Origin of the sequence: Bacillus cereus group sp. BfR-BA-01382 (assembly GCF_022663475.1) — a bacterium.
In the GTDB taxonomy this organism is placed as follows: domain Bacteria; phylum Bacillota; class Bacilli; order Bacillales; family Bacillaceae_G; genus Bacillus_A; species Bacillus_A thuringiensis_S.
Genome location: NZ_JAKUFQ010000041.1, coordinates 1 through 20646, shown reverse-complemented (window position 1 = coordinate 20646; position 20646 = coordinate 1). Strand labels below are relative to the sequence as shown.

The window sequence follows — 20646 nt, the reverse complement described above, 5'->3', positions numbered from 1 at the left end:
GAATTCCAGTATATGAATAAAAAAATGACGACAGCTATCAAAATTATAGTTCTGATGTACTGCCGATTTTTATTGATATTTCATGAGCTGCTTGTTTTACCTTGCTAATAAGAAAAGATAGTCGATCATCATTAATACGATGACTAATTAACCCAACACTTAATGCTCCTACTACTTTATGATTAAATCCGATAATAGGTGCAGCTACTGAAGCTGTCCCTTCTGTTTTTTCACCATAACTGACAGCATATCCTTCATTTTTTATTTGCTTTATTTGATTAAGAAGAATTTGCTTTTGTTCTGGTAATGAAGAAAGTAAATGTTCTACAATATGTTCCATTTCATTCGTTTTCATATTAGCAAGCATCGTTTTATTTGCGGCACCAATTGAAAGTGGAATTTGTTCCCCTAGATTATCGATAACTCGAATTTTTAAAGGACTATCCATTCTTTCAATGATAATAGAATGTGTTCCGTTTGGAATATTTAAATAGACACTTTCTTCGACTTCAAAGGCCAACCGCTTCATCACTTCTCTTGCAACTGATCTGTAGTCTACCTTCTCCAATTGACGTAACCCTATTTCCATCCACATTGGTCCAATTTTGTACTGTTTTGTCTCTGGTATTTGTGTAACTAACCCATGCTCCATTAGAGAGTTAAGTAATCTATGTACTGTACTAACTGGGAGATGTGTTCCATCTGCTATATCAGAAATAGCCCAATACTCTTTTTCATTTGTAGAATTCAATAATTTAATAATACTTATCGCTCGATCAATGGACTGTACCATAACTCGCCTCAACTTTACTCGTAATATGTTAGTATGCTTAATTAACTATCAATTTAGCAAACATTCGAAATGAAATCAATTTATTTATTTAATTTTCTAACAATAAAAACATATCACTAACAAAGAATTGAAAACGCAAACAAAAAAATATTGACTTTTCTTTTTAATTATCTGAAAATTATAACAAGATTTCACATCACGGAATACATTCCATAATACGGAAAAACATCAAACTTTATTCTATCAACTACGAAAGTGAGGAAAACAATGGCCCAAGTAAGTAATACAAACAATGAATTAAAACGAACGATGAAAAGTAGACACTTATTCATGATTGCACTCGGTGGTGTGATTGGAACGGGGTTATTTAACGGATCTGGCTTTATAATAAGTCAAGCTGGACCTGGTGGATCCGTACTTGCCTTTATGGCCGGTGGATTATTAATGTATTTCGTTATGCTATGTCTTGGTGAACTCGCTGTAGCCATGCCTGTCTCAGGTTCTTTCCAGGAATATGCCACTAAGTTCATCAATCCTGCAACTGGCTTTACAATCGGATGGTTGTATTGGTTAAGCTGGGCGAATACGACCGGTCTTGAATTTACAACTGCCGGCATTACAATGCAGCGCTGGTTTCCTGATATTCCTGTTTGGGTTTGGTGTTTAATATTTGGCGTTACAATCTTCACTATTAACGCATTATCTGCTCGTAGTTATGCAGAAACAGAATTTTGGTTTTCAAGTATAAAAGTATCTGCCATTATCGCTTTCATTATTCTTGGCGGCGCCGCTATGTTCGGTTTTATTGATTTAAAAGGCGACGAACCCGCTCCGCTATTATCAAATTTCGTAAATCATGGTGGTTTATTCCCAAATGGACTTGCCGCTATTCTTTTAACAATGGTTACAGTCAACTATTCCTTCCAAGGTACAGAACTTGTTGGAATCGCAGCAGGTGAAAGTGAAGATCCAGCAAAAACTTTACCTCGTTCTATTAGAAATATTATATGGCGCACGATGTTTTTCTTCGTCTTAGCAATCTTTGTTCTTGTTGCTTTAATTCCTTGGGAAGAAGCTGGATTAACAAAGAGCCCATTCGTTGCTGTTTTTGATAATATCGGTATTCCATATGCAGCTGATATTATGAACTTTGTTATTCTTACTGCTGTTCTTTCTGTTGCAAACTCAGGACTATACGCTGCTACTCGAATGCTTTGGTCTTTATCAAAAAACGAAATGGCTCCAGCCTTTTTAAAGAAATTATCATCACGTGGGATTCCTCTCAACGCTTTAATCATGACGATAGCTATTTCTGCTTTTTCTCTTTTGACAAGCGTAGTAGCTGCTGAAACGGTTTACTTATGGCTCATTTCAATTTCCGGAGTCATTACCATTATTGTTTGGATGTCAATTTGTGTTTCTCAATTCTTTTTCCGCAAACATTATTTAGCAGACGGTGGAAAATTAGAAGACTTAAAATTTAAAACACCACTTTATCCACTCGTACCAATTCTTGGTTTTGGATTGTATGGCATTATATTAATCAGTCTTATTTTTATCCCAGAACAACGACTTGGAATCTATTGCACTGTACCATTTATCATCTTTTGCTATACCTACTATCACTTTAAAGTTAAGAAAAGAATATCTACTAACACTCATAGTGAAAGTAAAATTAGCGAGACTATGTAATATTTGACGATACATAAAAGACCACACGTGGCGCTTCACTTCATGTATGGTCTTTTATCGTTCCTTCTTTCATTTCTCCCTACTATTGAAAGGATTATTTATAACACTTTAAGTTCTGAATTTCTCAGATGAACTATGGGTTGAAAAGTGAGCATTTCAATACCTTCCCCCCAGATTTCAAGTTTTGCCAATGATGATGTTGAAAGTGTTAATGTAGTAAATGCTACAATACTAGCAATTATGATTTTTACTGTTCATAAGTTGATGATTCAGCTTACTATTACTGTTTTGTTTTGATATATTTAATATATATTTAAAGACAGACAGGAGTTAGATACGATGATAAAAGGTTTCGGAGGAATATTTTGGAGAACTAAGAATCTTGATGTTATAAAAAAATGGTACAGTGAAGTGTTGAAACTTGATATAGAAGATTGGAATGGGACTGTGATTAAACCCCAGTTAGGAAATGAGACCATCTTTTCTTTCTTTACTGAGAATGACAATTATTTTCCAACAGAACAACAAGTAATGTTAAATTTCCAAGTATATAATCTAAACAAGACTATAAAGCATCTTGAGAATATTGGTGTACCTCTTGAAAAGAAAGAAGAAATGAGTGAATTTGGAAAGTTTATTTGGATTAAGGATCCTGAAGGTCGATTGATTGAACTTTGGGAGAAATAGGTGATTATACTTATCTACTATTAAGTTAACAGCCGCGTTAATACAACAAGGTAAATAAAAAGTCGATTCCTTTAACTCCACAGGAAATCGATTTTTTTGTGGAGTTAAAATTCTTAGCTTTGTAATTTCGCATTTTTCAAATTCTGCCCTATGGCCATCAACTTAAGAACATTAAAAAAGATGCTATTCTTACGAAAAGAATAGTGTTTTTCATTATTTTAATATGATTTCATCTGAATTTAATGAATATATCCCCTCTCCTACAAAAGTAGTAGAATATTCATTTAAACTTGCTACCTCAGTTGGATTTATCTTATTTCAATTTCAATATAATAGTAAGTAGGTATATCGGATATAGATGTACATTACTAGGCTTATACATATTTCAACTTTAGAATTACATTCACTATTCAATTGGTAGTTACCAATAAAGAAAGGAATGATCATAATAATACAGAACATATACGAAACTCATTTACATGTAAAAAATTTAGAAAAAGCGATAAATTTCTATCAAAACAAGCTAGGATTAACGTTAGCAAGAAAACTCTCCAAAAGAAGAGTGGCTTTCTTTTGGGTCGGAGAAAATAAAAAACAAATGCTTGGACTATGGGAAGTAAATAATATCGAAGACTTTGAGCCGAGACATTTTGCTTTTGGTGTAAATTTAGAATCTTTAATGACTTCTAAATCTTGGTTAGAGGAACGTGGAATAGAAGTGATAGGAAGTCAAGGAAAAGGAAATCAAGAGCCAATTGTCCAAAGGTGGATGCCCGCTGCAAGTGTATACTTTCTAGATTGTGATGGAAATAAATTAGAATTCATTTCTATGTTACATGAGAATCCAGATGAATTAGAATATGCATCTTATTTAAGTGTATGGAATGCGGAACACCAAGAAAAATGAATGAAATTTCCATTCAAGTCTTTTCTTATTTTTAGATATAATGTTGTACTATCCCCTTTTTGCTATTAATTTCCGTCGGATTTATGAACAGTTATCATAATGGAGAATTCATGACAACTCCACTTATTAACATAATGTATTTACTGTCACCTTATATTTGTACTTACGTACGAGCAATTCCTAATCTGCTTCAATTATAATTTGAATCATTTAATTTTTCTTCTTATCTGGCATCTACTCTTTAAACAAAAACTCCCCTTAAATCGAAAATGATTAAGGGGAGTTTTATATGCGATGCAATTATAGTTCAGATTTCACCCGAACAGAAACATTATTTTTAATTATATTTTTGACATCTTTAAAGCTAACAAAATTGTTACTTTTCTCATCCCAAAGACGGAAACGTAGTGATTGTAAGCTTGTAGCAAGCGTAATCGTTGGTACATTTTTTAAAGGAAGCGTATTATTGTGTGCCTCTTCTAGTTTATAGTTAGGTACTCTTGGGCTTAAATGGTGAACATGATGGAATCCAATATTACCCGTTAGAAATTGCAAAATTTTGGGAAGCTTATAAAAAGAACTTCCTTCCACTGCCGCTTTCACATATTCCCAATCTTTATCCTCTTCAAAATAAGAATCCTCAAATGTGTGCTGTACGTAAAACAGCCAAATCCCTACTGAACCTGCTATTAAGAATATAGTACCATGTACTAACAGAAACGATTGCCACCCAATCGCCCAGCAAAGTATAGCTACTACAGCAACGATTAAAATATTTGTTAAATAAGTGTTCATACGTTCTTTTTTTCTAGCACCTTTTCGGTTAAATCTATTTTTAAGCAGGAAAACATAAATTGGGCCTAACCCAAACATAACGAATGGATTGCGATATAAACGATATGCTAAACGGAGTCTAAATGGTGCTGCTACATATTCATCTACTGTAAGCGTCCAAATATCCCCTGTACCCCTCTTATCCAAATTACCACTCGTAGCGTGGTGAATAGAATGCTCATGCCCCCACTGATCAAATGGGAATAATGTTAAAACACCCATACACGTTCCAACTATTCTATTTGCACGTCGACTTTTAAAGAATGAATAATGGGTACAATCATGAAAAATAATGAAAATCCTTGTCATAAATCCAGCGGCTAACAGTGCTGGAACTAATGTTAACCAATAAGAAACTGACAAACTTTTATAAGCAAGGTACCATAAAATAATAAATGGCACGATTGTGTTGATCAGTTGCCAAACACTTTTTTTAATCGTTGATTTTTCAAAAGGAGCAACTTGTTTTTTTAAATTTTTAGTATTTTCTAAGGTCATTGTTCTAATTCCTTTCCTTTTTGTTGCTAATTCATATTATAGCACACTATTAGTATCAGGTGTTAAAAGTAGCTATAATAAATATTTTATACTATGAAAATCTCTTTTTTCTTACTCATTACTTACAAATTTCTTACGTCCAAAATAGCTTCTATAATTGGACAGACGGAGCATTTTATGTATCAAAAAAACTTCATATTTTTCCAATAAGTACATAAAAAACAGCGAGTTTTTTCACAAGAAGAAAAAAGCTGCAATCAGTCAGTTTCACCGACTTATCGCAGCTTCTCTTCTTTTTACCTTATTTTATCGATGAAGCCAAACTGCACCTGCAGACTTGTCTTCAGCTTGGCCTACTACTTCAAACTTCAGTCCTAGCTTCGGTAACTTACGTCCTGCATCAGGAATAACGCTGTTGATGTATTGCTTAGAATCATCAAATTTTGCCACTCCTGGTAATCCTTTATAATCAAAGATACCGCGTGTTGGTGAATTTACTTTCCATGCTGGTGTTTGATCAAATGAGAATGCCGCATCGGCAATTTGATAACGCGTACTGCTCTTCACAGTAGGTTGTCCGTTTAATGTCCCTACAATTGCCTCTGGATGAGAATCTACTACTCCTAAGAACCCTTCACCTGGATGAACGCCTACCCAGTTATCTGTAAAGCTTTGATCCGCATACCATACAACCATTCCTGTATTAAATACTGGGCCACGTGCATGTTGTAACGCAGTGTCAGAACCAGCGTAATTTCTCCACTCTACATAGTAATTATGTTTTTTCTGTTCAAATCCGTTAGACACAGTAAAGCCTTTTAACGTCATTGCTGGCTGACCTTCTGCATCATCAGAGAAAACAACTTTTCCATCTACAGTTAAGGCTGCATTATCTAACGCAAATCCTTTATAAGCTACTGCAATATCTGTTAAGTACTCAAATTGCAGTTTTACTTTTTTCCCTTTGAATTGGCTTAAATCGTATGATTTATCAACCCATTTACCATCAGTTGTATCCGCGCCGCCTTTTACATCTTTTTCGCCCATTCTATCAATGCGTGTCTTCGTTCCATCTTCTGCAATCGCATATACGTCAAGGAAATCATACTTCGCTTCAAGTTCGTAAAATGCCTTATAATCGAACTTAGCATCCTTTGCATTTGTTAAGTCAAATACTGGTGTCTCAAGTGTTGTATGAATGTCATTTCCTTTTGTACTGTAATAGAACTTCTTACCAAACGCCGATTCGATATTTTTTATATCTTTGTCCGGCAAGTTAACACGAACAATTCCAGGTCGTTTAGATTTTGTAGTACTTTGATCTACATATGTTGCAACACCGATTCCTTTGCTAAGTTTGTCATAATCTACTTCAAGAATATTCGCCCAGTTCCCCTTCATATTCTTTTGGAAAAACTCTTTATTTTGTGGCGAGAAACTCGTTGGCTCTGTTCCTGCAATTTTTCCAGCCCAGCTACCACCACTCATAATAGACCATGACTCAACAGGTTCACCTTGTCCTGAGTACTTTGTATCATATTCATCTGGTAAGCCTAAATCATGGCCATACTCATGTGCAAACACACCAACTGCTCCGTCTTCAGGCTCGATTGTATAATCATATGCAGCCATCTTTCCGCCCCAGTTCGAAACAGAAGATTTCGTGCCATCAATTGCATATGGTTTTGAACCTAGTTTTGAACGATGTGACCAAATCGCATCATCTTTCAATTTACCGCCGCCAGCTTCTTGACCAACGCCAGCATGTACAACCATTAAATGATCAATAATGCCATCTGGCTCATTTTTATTTCCATCACCATCTTGATCGTATTGATCAAATTGGTCATAGTCTGCTAAATTGATTCCTTTTGCTACCGCTGCTTTTAATGCTTCTTTCACAAAATCTTTTGGTCCTAAAGGCCCCTTGTTATCATGCCCAGTACCCGCATCAGCACCATAATCTGATGCTTTTCCTGGAACAGTAAGCCACTCTGTTACAGTCCCATCAACTGTATAGCTACCACCAGATTGTTCTTCATAATATTGCTTAAATGTGTTAATCTTCGATCCATCAAATAAAGTGAATGGTTCATCACCAAATAACATTTTTTGATAATGTTCACGATTAAAGTCCTTAGAATACATGTATCCTGGCTCTTGATCAATATTGTTATGCTTAAAATCGCTAAATTCTACAAGTAAAACAAGTACTTTATCTTTTCGAACAGCTCCATTGTATTCTTCTTGCTTCGCTGATGTAGTAGGTACTTTTCCATTTAATTTCCCTGGATTCAATGCTGCACCTTGTCCAGCTACTGGGCCTACTTCAGGCTGCTGTGCCTGTTCATTTTCCTTCATTTTTGTATCTTTTACCTTTTTCATAAAATCAGAAGCTTCTTGTGTAAGACTATCTCCTGTTAAGATTTCTTTCCCAGGGTTTTCCCCTTTCTTTTTCTCAACATATTTTTCGACAGCCTTTGACGTCTCAGCTTGTGATGCAGATTGATCAATTACCCCCCGTTGTTTTAGCGCTTCTGCCAAACGCTCCTCCGGTATTAAGTGCTCATCTATTGGTAGAGATGATGTTGGTGTCTCAGCATAAGCTGCGTGACCTCCAAAAGCAAACGTACTACTTAGTACTGCTGCTGTTGTTAATACCGCTAATGGTTTTAATTTCTTTTTCTTTTTCAATGTATTTCCTCCCCAGTGTCTGCAAATTATCGTTTTTTGCCGATAACAACATAATATTCGTTATAATACGAATATTCAATCTTTTTCAACAAATAAAATGTTGAGAAATATTTTTTTATGCAGGGTGAAATACATAAGATATAAAAACAAACAGACTCTCCTATAAATAACAGTGAACTTTTATATGTTCTTAGTTACAATTAAAATCCAGTAAATCTGGGATTCATACTTTTTTAATAAAAATAAGAATTAAATATTTTCTATACTATTTAATCTATGGATTACCATATTACTCACTATTCTCATTATTACAAGCTAATAGTGGTTCGTACATCATTATAGCGTGATTCTCTGTTACATATTGATCTTCTATTAACTGTTTCTGTTGATTATATACTTTACGTTGAATCACATTATGTCGTATATAACCGCCCCAGTATGCAGGTTGAATTGAATGTTCTTTCTCATACACTTCATATTGATAAAGTTGCGGATAGACTGTTCTCCATTCACCAACTAAATATTCATCTGTCATATAAAGATGAAGTTGATACGGTTGGTCCGTTTCATTTTTAATTTGTAAATCCAAATAGTTATAGGAACAAGTTGCTCCACTCCCAAACGGTTGAGTTCGCCTAGAATCAGGAAAGACATCAAAGCTATGACGATATCGTTCTGTTACTGTCAGTGGTGTATGTAAAGTCATCCAATATATTAAATTCGAAAGCTGACAAAGACCTCCTCCAATACCTGTTTGAAAAGATCCGTAATGTAATACCATACCTTCTACATACCCTTTTTTCCTCGTAGGCTTACCTATTAAACGCCAGTAAGAAAATATTTCTCCTGGTCTAATGACGATACCATTTAGTTTTTTAACAGCAATTTTCAAATTAACAACCTTATTCTGTTGATACCACATATCTACATCTTTGAGCTTACGGAGTAATATCGTTCGGTGCTGAATTGCTGTACAAGGTAGCTTTTCTTGTTGGAACCTTTTTGCATATGTTTTTCCGTCTGATAACCACTGAATATACCTCTTTGTAGAGTAATACCACGTCCCTAGCATAATTCGATACTTAGAACGCTGTTTAGGACGTAAGTGCACTATATTCATTTTATTCCCTCTCTCTTTCTTCAAATAAATTCTAATATATCTCTAATTCAATAAACTACAGTTTTCTTAGCGGCATAATAATTTTTGTAAATAAAAAACGCAAAAAAATAATAAATTTACTCTAGTGGAGATTTTATTTTGAGGATTGCTTTCTAATTATATGAAACTGCGCTACAATACGATAAATTGAAATAAACACATTATAAATATAACGGATAACCTTAAATAAAAAATAATGAAAATTAAAGAAATTCTAAAGTATTAATATATTTTTCGTAAATATTAATTGATAATACATTAGACTTTACTATATGTATAAATTCTCTATTCTACAAAACGAAATTTTTTAATGTAAGAAAAGAATATAATTCCCCTTTAACATTTATACAAGTCTCCTCTGAAAAACTTTACAAAACAATCCGAGCCCTTATATTTAGAATGAACACAAAAAATTGCCACCAGTTAGCTTAACTGGTTGGCAATTTTTTAACGAGAATGCTTTACAAATAGTTGAATTGCTTCTTGTGGTACATAGCACTTTCCATTACTCTCTACAATAATACTTCCTAATTCATACCCTTTACCATTGATACGAATTATATTTTTGTTACCAAATAGTTGTGCTTCTACTTTATTATGTTTTACCACAAGTAACGGGTTTACTCCTTCGGTTTTGTCGGCTGTTACAGTTGCACCGATTTTCTTAAAGGCTTGCTCACTCTCTAAAAATATTTTATTCGTTACTTCTTCTAAGTTAAAGCCCATCGCTTTGGCCATCGTCTTCGCAATGTCTGTATTCTGGATTAAGCCTTCTGGTTTTTGAGGTCCATAAGAATATAAGAATACATCCTCACCTGTATGTCCTCCTGTCGTAAAGCCGATATTTGCACGATTAGCCAATAATGTAGTAAGGATTCGTCCTACATCCATTTTCTTTTTTTCCGCTTTTAATTTTTCTTTTTCATCATGAGTTAGATTATCCAAACCGTATAGTTTAGCTACATCTTCTACATTTGATAAATCAGATTTCAGTTTATTTATAGTTCCTTCAAGTGTCATTTTCGCCTTTTTCAATGGATCAATGTATGCAGAAACCGGTGTAGTATTGTATCCTTTTGTCGTATTCCTATTCCCTATAGAGATGCCGCTGTTACCATGATCAGTTAAAGCGATAAGCATCGTATCCCCATCTTTCTTCGCAAATTGTAACGCCTTTGCTACCGCTTCATCAAATGCCAATACATCGCTAATAATCCCAATCGGATCATTAGCATGAGCTGCCCAATCTGGCTTACTACCTTCTACGAATAAAAAAAAGCCATCTTTATCTTTTGATAATGTTTGAATTGCTTTTTCTGTCATTTGAGAAAGTGTCGGTTGTTCTGGATTTGTTGCTATACGATCCATATCAAACGCAAGAGCATGATGTGAGAAAGAGCCCCAAATTTTATTAGATTTGGAGTTCAATAACGCATCTTTCGTTTCAACAAAATCGTATCCTTTGTCTTGAATCACCTTTACTAAATTTTCACCATCTTTTCGGATTCCATTACTTTTTATAGGTAGAAGCGCCGCTTTTCCCCCGCCTAATACGACATCTATATTTTGATATACTTGCTGCTTCGCAATTACGTTAAATTGCTTGCGATTGACATGGTGAGCTGAGAATCCCGCCGGAGTAGCATGCTGAATTTCAGATGTAGCAACAATTCCCGTTGCACGACCAGTACGTTTTGCACCTTCTAATACGTTTGCGACCGGCCGTAACTTGTCCTCTTCTTTTATTGGCTTTAAGCTAGGTGAATTTACAATAGAAGGTAGTACACCTACATATCCTGAATTCGATTTATTTCCAGTTGCTAATGCTGTTGCTGCTGGCGCTGAGTCTGTAATAGCTGATTCCGCCGAAAACGTACGAACACCTCCTGTTACAATTTGATCTAACGTAAGCGGTGCCCCTTTATACCAGCGAGCCAATGTTGTCGCCGTTGAACTAGTCCCGTCCATAACCATCATAATTATATTTTTAGGCTGATGTTCTACTTTTTTCACCTTAGCTTTGGCCGCATGATAATTCATCATACTTTCCGTACTTAATACGCTTACTATTATAGCTGCCACTAATAGCAACTTTTTTATCTTCACACCATAATTCAACATGATTGTTCCTCCATAAACTTTGCATTCATTTAAATACACCTTATTTCCTTTTCCATTCCAAAACCTACATATGTTTTATTAGTTCCCAATTCTCATAAAGCTAACAATAGTTACCTTCTCTTTCTTTAATTAAATATCGGTATGTTTCATCTATCTTATAAAAAAGATTTAGCATTCTTTTCATTAATTACTTGTTTAACAATAAATCCTCGATTAAAAGAAATAAAAATTTATTGTTAAACAATAAATTTCATGTTAAATTAATAAGATATTAAATAAATGAGGTGCTTTTTATGAAACAAGGATCCACACTCTTTTTAAAGACCGTTGTGATTCTGATCGGAATCCCTGTTCTTGCTATGTGCATTTTTTTAGTCCCTAAAATAGGAAATTTCGCCGCAGAATTATATCCAGATATTGCATATATTAAATATCTTGTATTTATCAACTTATACGCAACAGCACTACCTTATTACTTCGCACTGTACCAAACATTTAAGCTTTTAAACTATATTGATAAAAACAACGCATTTTCAGAGTTATCTGTTAAATCTTTAAAAAATATTAAGTACAGCGCATTGGCAATTAGTGTATTATATGTATTAGGTATGCCACTTTTCTATCTTGTGGCAGAGAGAGATGACGCCCCTGGCATTATTATTATCGGAATGATTATGATTTTTGCTTCAATGGTAATCGCGGTCTTTGCTGCCGTTCTCCAAAGACTATTAAAAGATGCTATAGATATAAAATCAGAAAATGATTTAACGGTCTGAGGTGAATAATATGGCAATTATCATTAATATTGATGTAATGTTAGCGAAAAGAAAAATGAGTGTAACAGAGCTTTCGGAGAAGGTTGGAATTACAATGGCTAACCTTTCTATTTTGAAAAACGGAAAAGCAAAAGCAGTTCGGTTTTCAACTTTAGAAGCAATATGTAAAGCATTAGAATGCCAACCGGGTGATATTTTAGAATATCAACCTGAAGAAACCGAATAAAAAGAGTCCTTCATACGAGAAGGACTCTTTTTATTACACATTACGGCGCAAAACTAATTTGACCAGTAAACAATAGGATAATTGCTATGATCCAAAATATAAAAAATGATGAGGACAGTATTAATGAAAGAATAGCAATTCCCTTCTTCTCTGTTCTTTTCGTCATTGTGATTATTGAAAGCATGATACCTACACCTGTCAGGGCAATTGTAATATAATCTCCAACTATATTACCTGCATTCGCTATCCTTGTTGGCGTTATAAACACGAATAGAAAACACAAAATACCGATGAGTAAAGATATATAGCTTATTATACTGTACTTCTTTTTAGGAACTATTTCTGTTTTCATACTAACCCCACCCCTTCTATATAGCTATGAGTTCATATTAACACGAATAACCATAATTTGGTTAAAACATAAAAAAGATAAAGTGGACGCTATCACTTTATCCTTCAGTTTATTTCTATCTAACAATTAACCTGGCTACTTCTTTAATAAAGATGGACGGACATTCTTTAACTCCTAGCAATTTTTATATACAGAAAATAAAATGAAATAGTTCTAAAAAATAAAGACTGTACCTTTAAAATGAAATATACAGTCTTAAATACTAACTTATTTTATAAAGAAAACTCTCTATTTATCACTACCTTAAAAAACTCCGAGTGATGTGATAAAGAATAATCCGCTACATCACAATTACCTTGAAACATACATGTTGAAATACCTAATTCTTTTGCAGGTAATAAATCTAATTCTCTATCTCCAATAGCTAAATCAATATTGTATTTTTTATGCAGATGATTATAAGCCAAAGAGTTCGGCTTTCGAGGAAAGCCATCGTCAATTGTAACCATATCTACGAAGTATTTTTCCCAGCCGTAATATTTTAAAATGGCCATAACCCCTTTCCTATGTTTATGGGTCATAATCACATTTTTATTTGCAAATTTCAAAACCTCTTCGACACCCGCAAAAGGTTCCATATCTTTTGGAGTAAATTTCCCCTTCAAAACTTTAATTTTTTCTTCCTGCTCGCATGAAATATTATAATATTGAATTGCATGAGAGTATGATATTTTTAAGTTTTTGTATATTTCTTGTTTTTCTACTGAATCACCTAATATTTCAGAAAGCATCATTGTATATGCAGGATACGTATCAAATAACGTCCCATCAAAATCCCATAAAATATTCATTCTATTCACCTTCTATTTTCAAATCATTCAATGACTAAATCCGCCCTATCCTTCGGCAATTCCATTTCTAAGTAATAATCCTCTGCTTTCCAATACCTATTTTCAAACTTTGAAAGGTTTTTCTGCGTTTTTTCACTCTCACGTAGAAACCTTGTCTCTCTTGGACAGTCCAAATAGACCATATAATGAAAGAAATCTCTCCATTCTTTTCGCTGTAGAAAGACTCCTTCAATAACAATTACGCCTACAATAGGAATCTGTACTTTTTTCATTTCACATGAGTCTGTTTCCTCTTGATAAAAAGGCAAAGTCAGTTTTGTCTCATGTTGTAACTTCTGAAAAAACTTCTGCCTCAAGTATGGAATATCCCACTGTAAACAATAATACTCATACCATTCTTCATATCCTGTATGATAGCGTTTATTACGCTCCACTATGTGATCATCAATATGAAAAATATGAAACGGAATGCCTTCTTGTTTCATATTTTCTTTTAAATTTGCTACGAATGTTGTTTTTCCAGATCGACTTAAACCATCTATACCTAAAATGAATCTATTTTCCCTATGCTTCTTCATAATCTTTATAAGTTCGTTTGTGCTCATTACTTCTTCCACTCTTCTTTTAATAAAGAATATAAAATAGTATCATGAGCAACTCCATTTTGAATCATATGTTTTCGAAGTAATCCTTCTTCTTGAAACCCTGCTTTACTTAATAATTTTTGAGAAGCTTTATTTTCTACATATACAACAGCAGCAATTCTTATAAGTTGCAATGTTTCAAACCCGTAAGCTAAAATCGCCTGTAACGCTTCCGTTGCGTACCCTTGTCCCCAATATGTATCATCTAATTCATAACCAATTTCAGCTCGTCTATGATGATTGTTAATTAAATGAAATCCACACGTCCCAATTAATTGGCCCGTCCCTTTTTTCTCGATTCCCCAGCGAAATACACTTCCTTCTTCATAACGATTTTTAAACGTTTGAATCGTTGTTTTCGCTTGCTCAATATTTTGGAAAGAATCCATTCCGAAATAACGTATAACAGATTCTTTCGAAAAATAACGGAACATCGTTTCCGCATCTAATAGTGTAAGTTCTCTTAAGAATAAACGTTCTGTTTCTAGTTTCGGAAATCCCATCTCTCTTTCTCCCTCTATTCTAATGAACTACAAATTTCAATATAATTTCCATCTGGATCAGCAATGTAAGAAATTGTTTGTCCCCACGGTTTTACAATAGGTTCAACTAAAATCTTAATACCTTGTTCTCTAAATTGCTCAATCGTTTCTTGTACATTCTCAACAACGAATCCTAATTCGAAATGAGAAGACTGTAATTCACCTTCTGTAAGCGGTAGTCCTGTTAATTCTTTCACATCTTGCCGCGTATTCATCGCTAAAATGGTAGTTCCAGTATTAAATTCAATATATGTACCGTGCTCTGCTTTTATAGGTAACTGTAAAATATCTTTATAGAATTTTAAACATTCCTCAAACTTTTCTACATATAAAATGATGTACTTCATTTTCAAATCCATTTTACATCCCCCTTTATATCTACCCCTAAAATTTCGACAAAAGTCTCATAAAAACCTTGTTCTTTGTAGTAATGAGCAAAAAAAATGAGGCCGATTTCTCGGCCCCCCAGCTTATTGGCATAAAACAGGAGATTTGGTTTGGACATAACCAGTTCGTACTTTTATTATATTTTATTTTTTCTGAATTTTAAATACATTAAACACCTATTTATATTGAGAAAGTTTTTTGCTTGCATAAAATTAAAGAGTTTAAGAAATGATACAAATGGAGGTGTATACATATGGAACCAATGCTATGTCCAAGTTGTAAAACGAACCGTACTCGCTTTAATATTCTTGAGCAACAAGTAAAACCAGTCAAATTAAATCCACAAACTGGTCAAGTAGAAGAAGAATATACAAATGACACGATGAATGCTTTTCATATGGCCTATCAAGGACCTACTTATCGCGTCCAATGCGCTGTATGTGGGCTTGTTGAAAACCCAGAACAATTTATTAAACCTGCTCAAAATCAGTCTTTCTAATAAAAACATTATTATCCCTTATAGAAATAGATTTTTCTATAAGGGATTTTTCCGTTTAATAACTTAATTAAAAATGTGTTTCTTCCTTATTATATGTTAAACTTCGCACTCTTTTAGAAATGTTTACATAAGAGAGGTAAAACAAACAATAAAAAGATAACGCTTCCATCAATATTTCTACTATTAACTTGTCATATAGTCATCTTTTACTTTTGGATCTTCGATTGGGAGAAAATAACGATTCCTTACGATCTAACAATATGGATTGTTTCTACTATTTGTAGTCTTTTACTTTACTACCATTTTTAAAATCAAAAATCTAATAAATTAATATTAATTGCTAGTTCGTTATTGTTGATTATTTCTTCTTCATTTATGATTTTTTTAGGTGTTGTTACTGATATTATCTTTGTAACTGTTAGTTCTATGAATTAAAAAGTTGGTCTTTTATTATATAAAAAAGAATGAACAAAAAATATATATATAGAAATTAGAGAAGTTGATTCCCATCAATATATATCTTCTCTAAGAATATCACTCTTTGTTAAAATATTTCCTTTTTTAACTTTTTAATCTTCCTAAATAAATTAATAAACGCATATAAATATATACAAACTAAAAACCCTACCATACCTTTATATAATCCTGATTCTGATACTCCAAGAAAACATAAGTAAAGCACTGGAATTAACATTACAAACATAATTGCAACGAACTGTATCAATTCAACAAGTTTTTGTATCTTCGTTTCTTTGTCTGAATAAATATCAGGTAACTCATTTTCCTCTTCTACTTCTTTACAAAAGTAATTCCACTTCGCAAAACTCGTTACATGTTTCCAACCACACATTTCATATATTTCGATATATTCTTTTTGTTTTTCTGTCGAATCCTTATACTCTAATCTAAAGTCTGCTTTATATACTACATCTTTCGGCTCAGTTTTCTTAAACCTATACATTACGTTATACTTTTGTAACGCCCAGCCTTGTTGATGCATTTTACGTAAATACGCTTCTTCTTTTTCTAAGCTCCATACTGCGAAAGGTTTGAATATCTTCTTTGTCTCCATCTTCCATTCACTCCCCTAATATACTGTTTCCATTCTTTACAGACCGCTGTAATCTGTTGTACTCCAGTTCCAGCACTTCTCTCCCAAACGGCGTTAACTCATAGCACTTCTTTCTATCTGTAGAGGCAACTTCAACAATTAACTTCTCTTTTAGTAACTTCGTCGTATTCCCGTATAAAGTACCAGGACCAAGCTTTACTTCCCCATTTGTCATCTCTTCTACCATTTGCATAATTCCATATCCGTGCATTGGTTTCACTAGTGATAACAGTATGTAATATGTCGCCTCAGTTAACGGAATATATTTTTGCGCCTTCGCATTCATTATAACTACCTCCGATGCATCGCCTTATGATATATCGACTTGCGATACATCATATATCGATATTGTATAATCATATTCCAAAATATGCAAGAGTAATTTAATAATTAAATATCCATTTCTTTGAATTAAAAAACCATACAAATTTTCTGAATAATTTGTTAAAATATAGAAATATTAGCTCTTTTATAATGAAAGGAATGGTACATATGATACATAAATTGAAAGAAAACATCGGATCTGTGTTTGTTGGGAAAGAAAATGTTATTGATCTACTGCTCGTTTCACTTCTTGCTGATGGACATGCACTACTCGAAGACGTGCCTGGTACTGGGAAAACGTTACTGGCGAAAACCATTTCCAAAAGTATTGGTGGTAGTTTTTCTCGCGTTCAATTCACCCCTGATGTACTTCCAAGTGATGTAACAGGTATTGAATACTTCAACCCAAAAACAAGCGAATTCGAATTAAGAATTGGACCGGTTATGACAAACATTTTGCTAGCAGATGAAATTAACCGTGCAATGCCGAGAACGCAGTCGAGTTTGTTAGAAGCGATGGAAGAACGACAAGTGACGCTCGAAAAAAAATCTACGCCTCTGCCGAAACCGTTCTTTGTTATTGCGACGCAAAACCCAATCGAATCACAAGGGACTTTCCCTCTTCCAGATGCACAGCTTGATCGCTTTTTAATGACGATTTCAATTGGTTATCCAACTCCTAAAGATGAGTTACAAATGATGCGACGTTTTCGGAACGATTTACCATTAGAAAGTGTCACATCTGTCATCTCATTAGAAGATATTTTAGAAGCTCAAAAACGAGTAAAAGAAATATTTGTTTCGGAACCGTTAGAACATTACATTATTAAACTTGCTCATGCTACAAGAAATCATGATTATATCGCTAACGGTGTAAGCCCACGTGCCACATTAGCTTTAGTACGTGCTGTTCAAGCTTTAGCCTTTTTACATGGGAGAGAATATTGCACACCAGAAGATATACAATTGTTAGTTCCTTCTGTTTGGAATCACCGTATCGTCTTATCAATGGAAGGTGCATTACGTACGACAAAAAATGATATTATGCAAAGTATTTTAAAAGAAGTTGATGTACCCGTGGAGATTGAGCAAGCATGAATGGACAGCGCGTTGTAACTGTACCTTTATTTTTTCAACTTCATATTATTCAACTAACCGTTCCAATCGCGTTACTTTTCACATTCTTTTTCCCGCAACGAATGCTTATGTTTCTCTTTTTCTTCTATTATATATTTGCGATTTTTATTTATAAATATGTCGCTTTCATAGAGAAGAAGTTTCAAATCATAAATGAGAAACAAACTACACGGCTTTTTCCTGAGGAATCTGGACAGTTTTTTATTCATTTAAAAAATGGAGCCAGCATACCGCTCGTTAATGGTGTTTGTTACTTTCATTTAAATTCGTCCCTTATACCGCATAAAGAGCAAGGCATTGAACAAATATCAAAAACGTTATTCTCTTTCCCATTTTCACAACCTGCACATTCGGCACAAAAATGGGATTTAACATTAACCGCTACGAAGCGTGGGGTGTTTCAAATTGAACAGTTTGAATGTGTATTAAAAGATCCATTTCATCTATTAACTGTACATTTACCTGTTTTTGATAAATTAAGGACTGAAATTATTGTGTATCCTTCTCCTAAAGAAGTAGCAGGTTTGCAAGAACTTCAGCAACTTTTAATCGGATCCTATCAAACGAATTTTTCTTTTTACAATGACGAAACATCTATTATAGGTGTAAAACGCTATGAACGTGAATCATTCCGTTCTATTCATTGGAAGGCATCTGCTAAAATGCAGGAATTACAAGCGAAGCAATATGAACCTGTAAAAAATTATAGTTGGACGATTTGTCTTTCTTTAGCTGCCGATCGTGGATTTGGTTGGAAAGATAATGTTGAAGATTTAATTTCATTCGCAACATACATTTGCCAATATGCAACGAAGCATCAAATACCGTTTGAATTATTTATTAGTGTATTAGCAGAAGGTGGTGCATTACATTTATCGTTACATGAAGGGCAAACGCAATATGCAAAAGCTTTAGAAGAATTAGCCCGTATTTCAGATGATAGTACGTTACTTCCGAAACAAGGATTCCTTCATTATGTAACGAGAAAGAGAGAACGATCGTCTACAATGATATACATTGGTTTACAAAGAAATGAACTCCCTCTTCTCTCGCAGCCAACGTTTCTCATTACTAGTGAAGGGATGGTGGAATCGGTTGAAAACTTGGCTATATCACATTCATGATTTCATTCTGCTCCTCCTGCTTTCATTATTAACAGAAAGAGATGAACTAATTAGTATTGCAATATTTTTAACAACAGGCTATATTGGAGTATTTCTTATTCATAAATTTATGCAGAAAAAAACAACAGGATTTGTAATACTTTTAGTTCTTCAAATCGTTCTTTTCTCTTTATTTTTACCTTTTTCTCTTTTTGGCACAATCATATTACCACTATTTTTCTTTATCGTACATGTGGTCGGACCTGGATATCCAGTTCAAAAATCTTTAGGTGGTATTGTATGGTTTGTCGTTTCAGTTATATTTTATGCACCCTTTCCACCGTTGTGGAAACTATTAATGTTAGCCTTGCATCTTATGATTACATTTTGGTTAACCGGGGCAAATCGCAAACAACAACTATTACGTTTTGCTTCTATCATTACGATTGGCTTAATGAGTATATTAATTGTTCAAATATTTCCTTTCATTCGACTTATTTTTGGTTTTATAACGGAAGTAGTCGCATTAGGCGTCGGCTATGCTTTAATGCCATTAATTAAAGCAGCGGAATTAAAAGATACTGAAGATGTTTGGGCAAATAAAGGACATCTCTTAAAACCAAAAATTGAAGACGGAAAAAAAATTCCTGATTTTGATCCAATACTCATAAATAGCGCTACAATAATAGTCTGTACAGCTATCGCTATTTACGTCGTTTGGAAAATAGTAAAAAAACGAAAACATTTAAGTTTACCAAATATGCACGTCTTCGAATCTACTATCATTACTGATAAAGAAGGAATGAGCCAAAATCGTTTTAAACGAAATAAACCGCCACATAACGAAATTCGGAAGGAAATTTTCAAGCTAGAGAGTAAGTTAACCCCTCCTTTAAATAGAAAACGGGGAGAAACTGTTGAGGCTTGGCTAGAAAGAATACATGATGAAGAAGATGTAAATATTCAAAGTGATATTATTATAGATGCTTATAATACGGTGCGTTATTCAAATGGTAAAAGCATTGTACTTCTGCATGAATTTAAGGAAGAGATTCATAAGCTTTATGCATATCAAAAACATTTGAAGAAAAGAAAGAAATAAGACAACAAAAGACTCCTATTTTTTCATTCATGTGCTCAGTTTAGGGAGAGAAAAATGCTAATAACCATTAGAAATAACACAATAATTTGTATGTATTTCGCATTATAAATAGCAAACTAAAACGCTCAGAAAATATTCTGAGCGTTTTCATTTCCTTCTTCAACTAAAGTACCAGTTAGTACAAAAAGCTATTTCACCATTTGTATT

21 protein-coding genes and 1 pseudogene are annotated in these 20646 nt (G+C 33.8%); 10 read left to right on the top strand and 12 right to left on the bottom strand.

What is annotated here, in order from left to right:
- Positions 1-43: 43 nt before the first annotated feature.
- Positions 44-793: an IclR family transcriptional regulator gene (locus MR160_RS17295; protein ID WP_000250748.1), complete on the bottom strand. Its 750-nt coding sequence runs from the start codon at positions 791-793 to the stop codon at positions 44-46.
- A gap of 267 nt (positions 794-1060) precedes the next feature.
- On the opposite strand from MR160_RS17295, the gene MR160_RS17290 reads away from it, so the two are divergent.
- The 3 genes from MR160_RS17290 (at position 1061) to MR160_RS17280 (ending at position 4079) form a co-directional block, all read left to right on the top strand.
- Positions 1061-2485, top strand: a complete 1425-nt coding sequence (locus MR160_RS17290) for an amino acid permease (protein ID WP_000079994.1) — start codon at positions 1061-1063, stop codon at positions 2483-2485.
- 339 nt (positions 2486-2824) lie between these two features.
- Entirely contained in the window at positions 2825-3172 is a 348-nt protein-coding gene (locus MR160_RS17285; protein WP_000589588.1) for a VOC family protein, read from the top strand.
- A 448-nt stretch (positions 3173-3620) separates the two neighbouring features.
- Positions 3621-4079 carry a VOC family protein gene (locus MR160_RS17280; RefSeq protein ID WP_025989052.1) on the top strand — a complete coding sequence of 153 codons (459 nt, stop codon included), beginning with the start codon at positions 3621-3623 and terminating at the stop codon, positions 4077-4079.
- A gap of 300 nt (positions 4080-4379) precedes the next feature.
- Here the strand turns inward: MR160_RS17280 and desA are convergent, their stop codons facing one another.
- From desA to MR160_RS17260, 4 genes are all read right to left on the bottom strand, one after another.
- On the bottom strand, positions 4380-5411 hold the full coding sequence (gene desA / locus MR160_RS17275; RefSeq protein WP_000171500.1) for a Delta(5) desaturase DesA: 1032 nt from the start codon (positions 5409-5411) through the stop codon (positions 4380-4382).
- Positions 5412-5717: 306 nt separating this feature from the next.
- On the bottom strand, positions 5718-8105 hold the full coding sequence (locus tag MR160_RS17270; protein WP_000727453.1) for an immune inhibitor A domain-containing protein: 2388 nt from the start codon (positions 8103-8105) through the stop codon (positions 5718-5720).
- A 289-nt stretch (positions 8106-8394) separates the two neighbouring features.
- Positions 8395-9225, bottom strand: a complete 831-nt coding sequence (locus MR160_RS17265) for a VanW family protein (protein WP_098900466.1) — start codon at positions 9223-9225, stop codon at positions 8395-8397.
- Between the two features lie 486 nt (positions 9226-9711).
- Positions 9712-11385, bottom strand: a complete 1674-nt coding sequence (locus tag MR160_RS17260) for an alkaline phosphatase (protein ID WP_000935910.1) — start codon at positions 11383-11385, stop codon at positions 9712-9714.
- 293 nt (positions 11386-11678) lie between these two features.
- Between MR160_RS17260 and MR160_RS17255 the strand changes: the two genes are divergently transcribed.
- Positions 11679-12161, top strand: a complete 483-nt coding sequence (locus MR160_RS17255; protein WP_000809122.1) for a DUF2975 domain-containing protein — start codon at positions 11679-11681, stop codon at positions 12159-12161.
- 10 nt (positions 12162-12171) lie between these two features.
- Positions 12172-12387, top strand: coding sequence for a helix-turn-helix domain-containing protein (locus tag MR160_RS17250; RefSeq protein WP_000974622.1), 216 nt, complete (start codon positions 12172-12174; stop codon positions 12385-12387).
- A gap of 40 nt (positions 12388-12427) precedes the next feature.
- Here the strand turns inward: MR160_RS17250 and MR160_RS17245 are convergent, their stop codons facing one another.
- From MR160_RS17245 to MR160_RS17225, 5 genes are all read right to left on the bottom strand, one after another.
- Positions 12428-12739, bottom strand: coding sequence for a hypothetical protein (locus tag MR160_RS17245; RefSeq protein ID WP_000845550.1), 312 nt, complete (start codon positions 12737-12739; stop codon positions 12428-12430).
- Between the two features lie 272 nt (positions 12740-13011).
- Complete coding sequence (locus MR160_RS17240) at positions 13012-13590, bottom strand: HAD-IA family hydrolase (RefSeq protein WP_001024237.1); 579 nt, start codon at positions 13588-13590, stop codon at positions 13012-13014.
- A 23-nt stretch (positions 13591-13613) separates the two neighbouring features.
- Positions 13614-14195, bottom strand: a complete 582-nt coding sequence (locus MR160_RS17235) for a kinase (RefSeq protein WP_000106089.1) — start codon at positions 14193-14195, stop codon at positions 13614-13616.
- Complete coding sequence (locus MR160_RS17230; RefSeq protein ID WP_000506642.1) at positions 14195-14737, bottom strand: GNAT family N-acetyltransferase; 543 nt, start codon at positions 14735-14737, stop codon at positions 14195-14197. Before MR160_RS17230 ends, MR160_RS17235 begins: the two co-directional genes overlap by 1 nt.
- Before the next feature lie 14 nt (positions 14738-14751).
- Complete coding sequence (locus tag MR160_RS17225; RefSeq protein ID WP_000364500.1) at positions 14752-15135, bottom strand: VOC family protein; 384 nt, start codon at positions 15133-15135, stop codon at positions 14752-14754.
- Positions 15136-15416: 281 nt separating this feature from the next.
- Between MR160_RS17225 and MR160_RS17220 the strand changes: the two genes are divergently transcribed.
- Together MR160_RS17220 and MR160_RS17215 are read left to right on the top strand one after the other, a co-directional pair.
- On the top strand, positions 15417-15662 hold the full coding sequence (locus MR160_RS17220; RefSeq protein WP_000433605.1) for a hypothetical protein: 246 nt from the start codon (positions 15417-15419) through the stop codon (positions 15660-15662).
- Positions 15663-15818: 156 nt separating this feature from the next.
- Positions 15819-16097, top strand: a pseudogene (locus MR160_RS17215) (hypothetical protein).
- A gap of 109 nt (positions 16098-16206) precedes the next feature.
- Here the strand turns inward: MR160_RS17215 and MR160_RS17210 are convergent.
- The gene (locus tag MR160_RS17210) at positions 16207-16734 is read right to left on the bottom strand and encodes a DUF2812 domain-containing protein (protein WP_000448309.1); all 528 of its coding nucleotides are present in this window, start codon (positions 16732-16734) and stop codon (positions 16207-16209) included.
- Positions 16735-16741: 7 nt separating this feature from the next.
- A complete protein-coding gene (locus MR160_RS17205; protein ID WP_000991890.1) occupies positions 16742-17059 on the bottom strand; it encodes a PadR family transcriptional regulator in 318 nt (105 codons plus the stop codon).
- 206 nt (positions 17060-17265) lie between these two features.
- Here MR160_RS17205 and MR160_RS17200 point away from each other — a divergent pair, with 206 nt between their 5' ends.
- The 3 genes from MR160_RS17200 to MR160_RS17190 are packed head-to-tail and all read left to right on the top strand — an operon-like array spanning position 17266 to position 20439.
- Positions 17266-18195: an AAA family ATPase gene (locus MR160_RS17200; RefSeq protein ID WP_000581417.1), complete on the top strand. Its 930-nt coding sequence runs from the start codon at positions 17266-17268 to the stop codon at positions 18193-18195.
- Positions 18192-19358 (top strand): DUF58 domain-containing protein, encoded by a 1167-nt coding sequence (locus MR160_RS17195; RefSeq protein WP_001014386.1) that lies wholly within the window; start codon positions 18192-18194, stop codon positions 19356-19358. Before MR160_RS17200 ends, MR160_RS17195 begins: the two co-directional genes overlap by 4 nt.
- Positions 19330-20439, top strand: coding sequence for a DUF4018 domain-containing protein (locus MR160_RS17190; RefSeq protein ID WP_000860493.1), 1110 nt, complete (start codon positions 19330-19332; stop codon positions 20437-20439). The genes MR160_RS17195 and MR160_RS17190 overlap by 29 nt, the downstream gene beginning before the upstream one ends.
- The last annotated feature ends 207 nt before the right edge of the window (positions 20440-20646 follow it).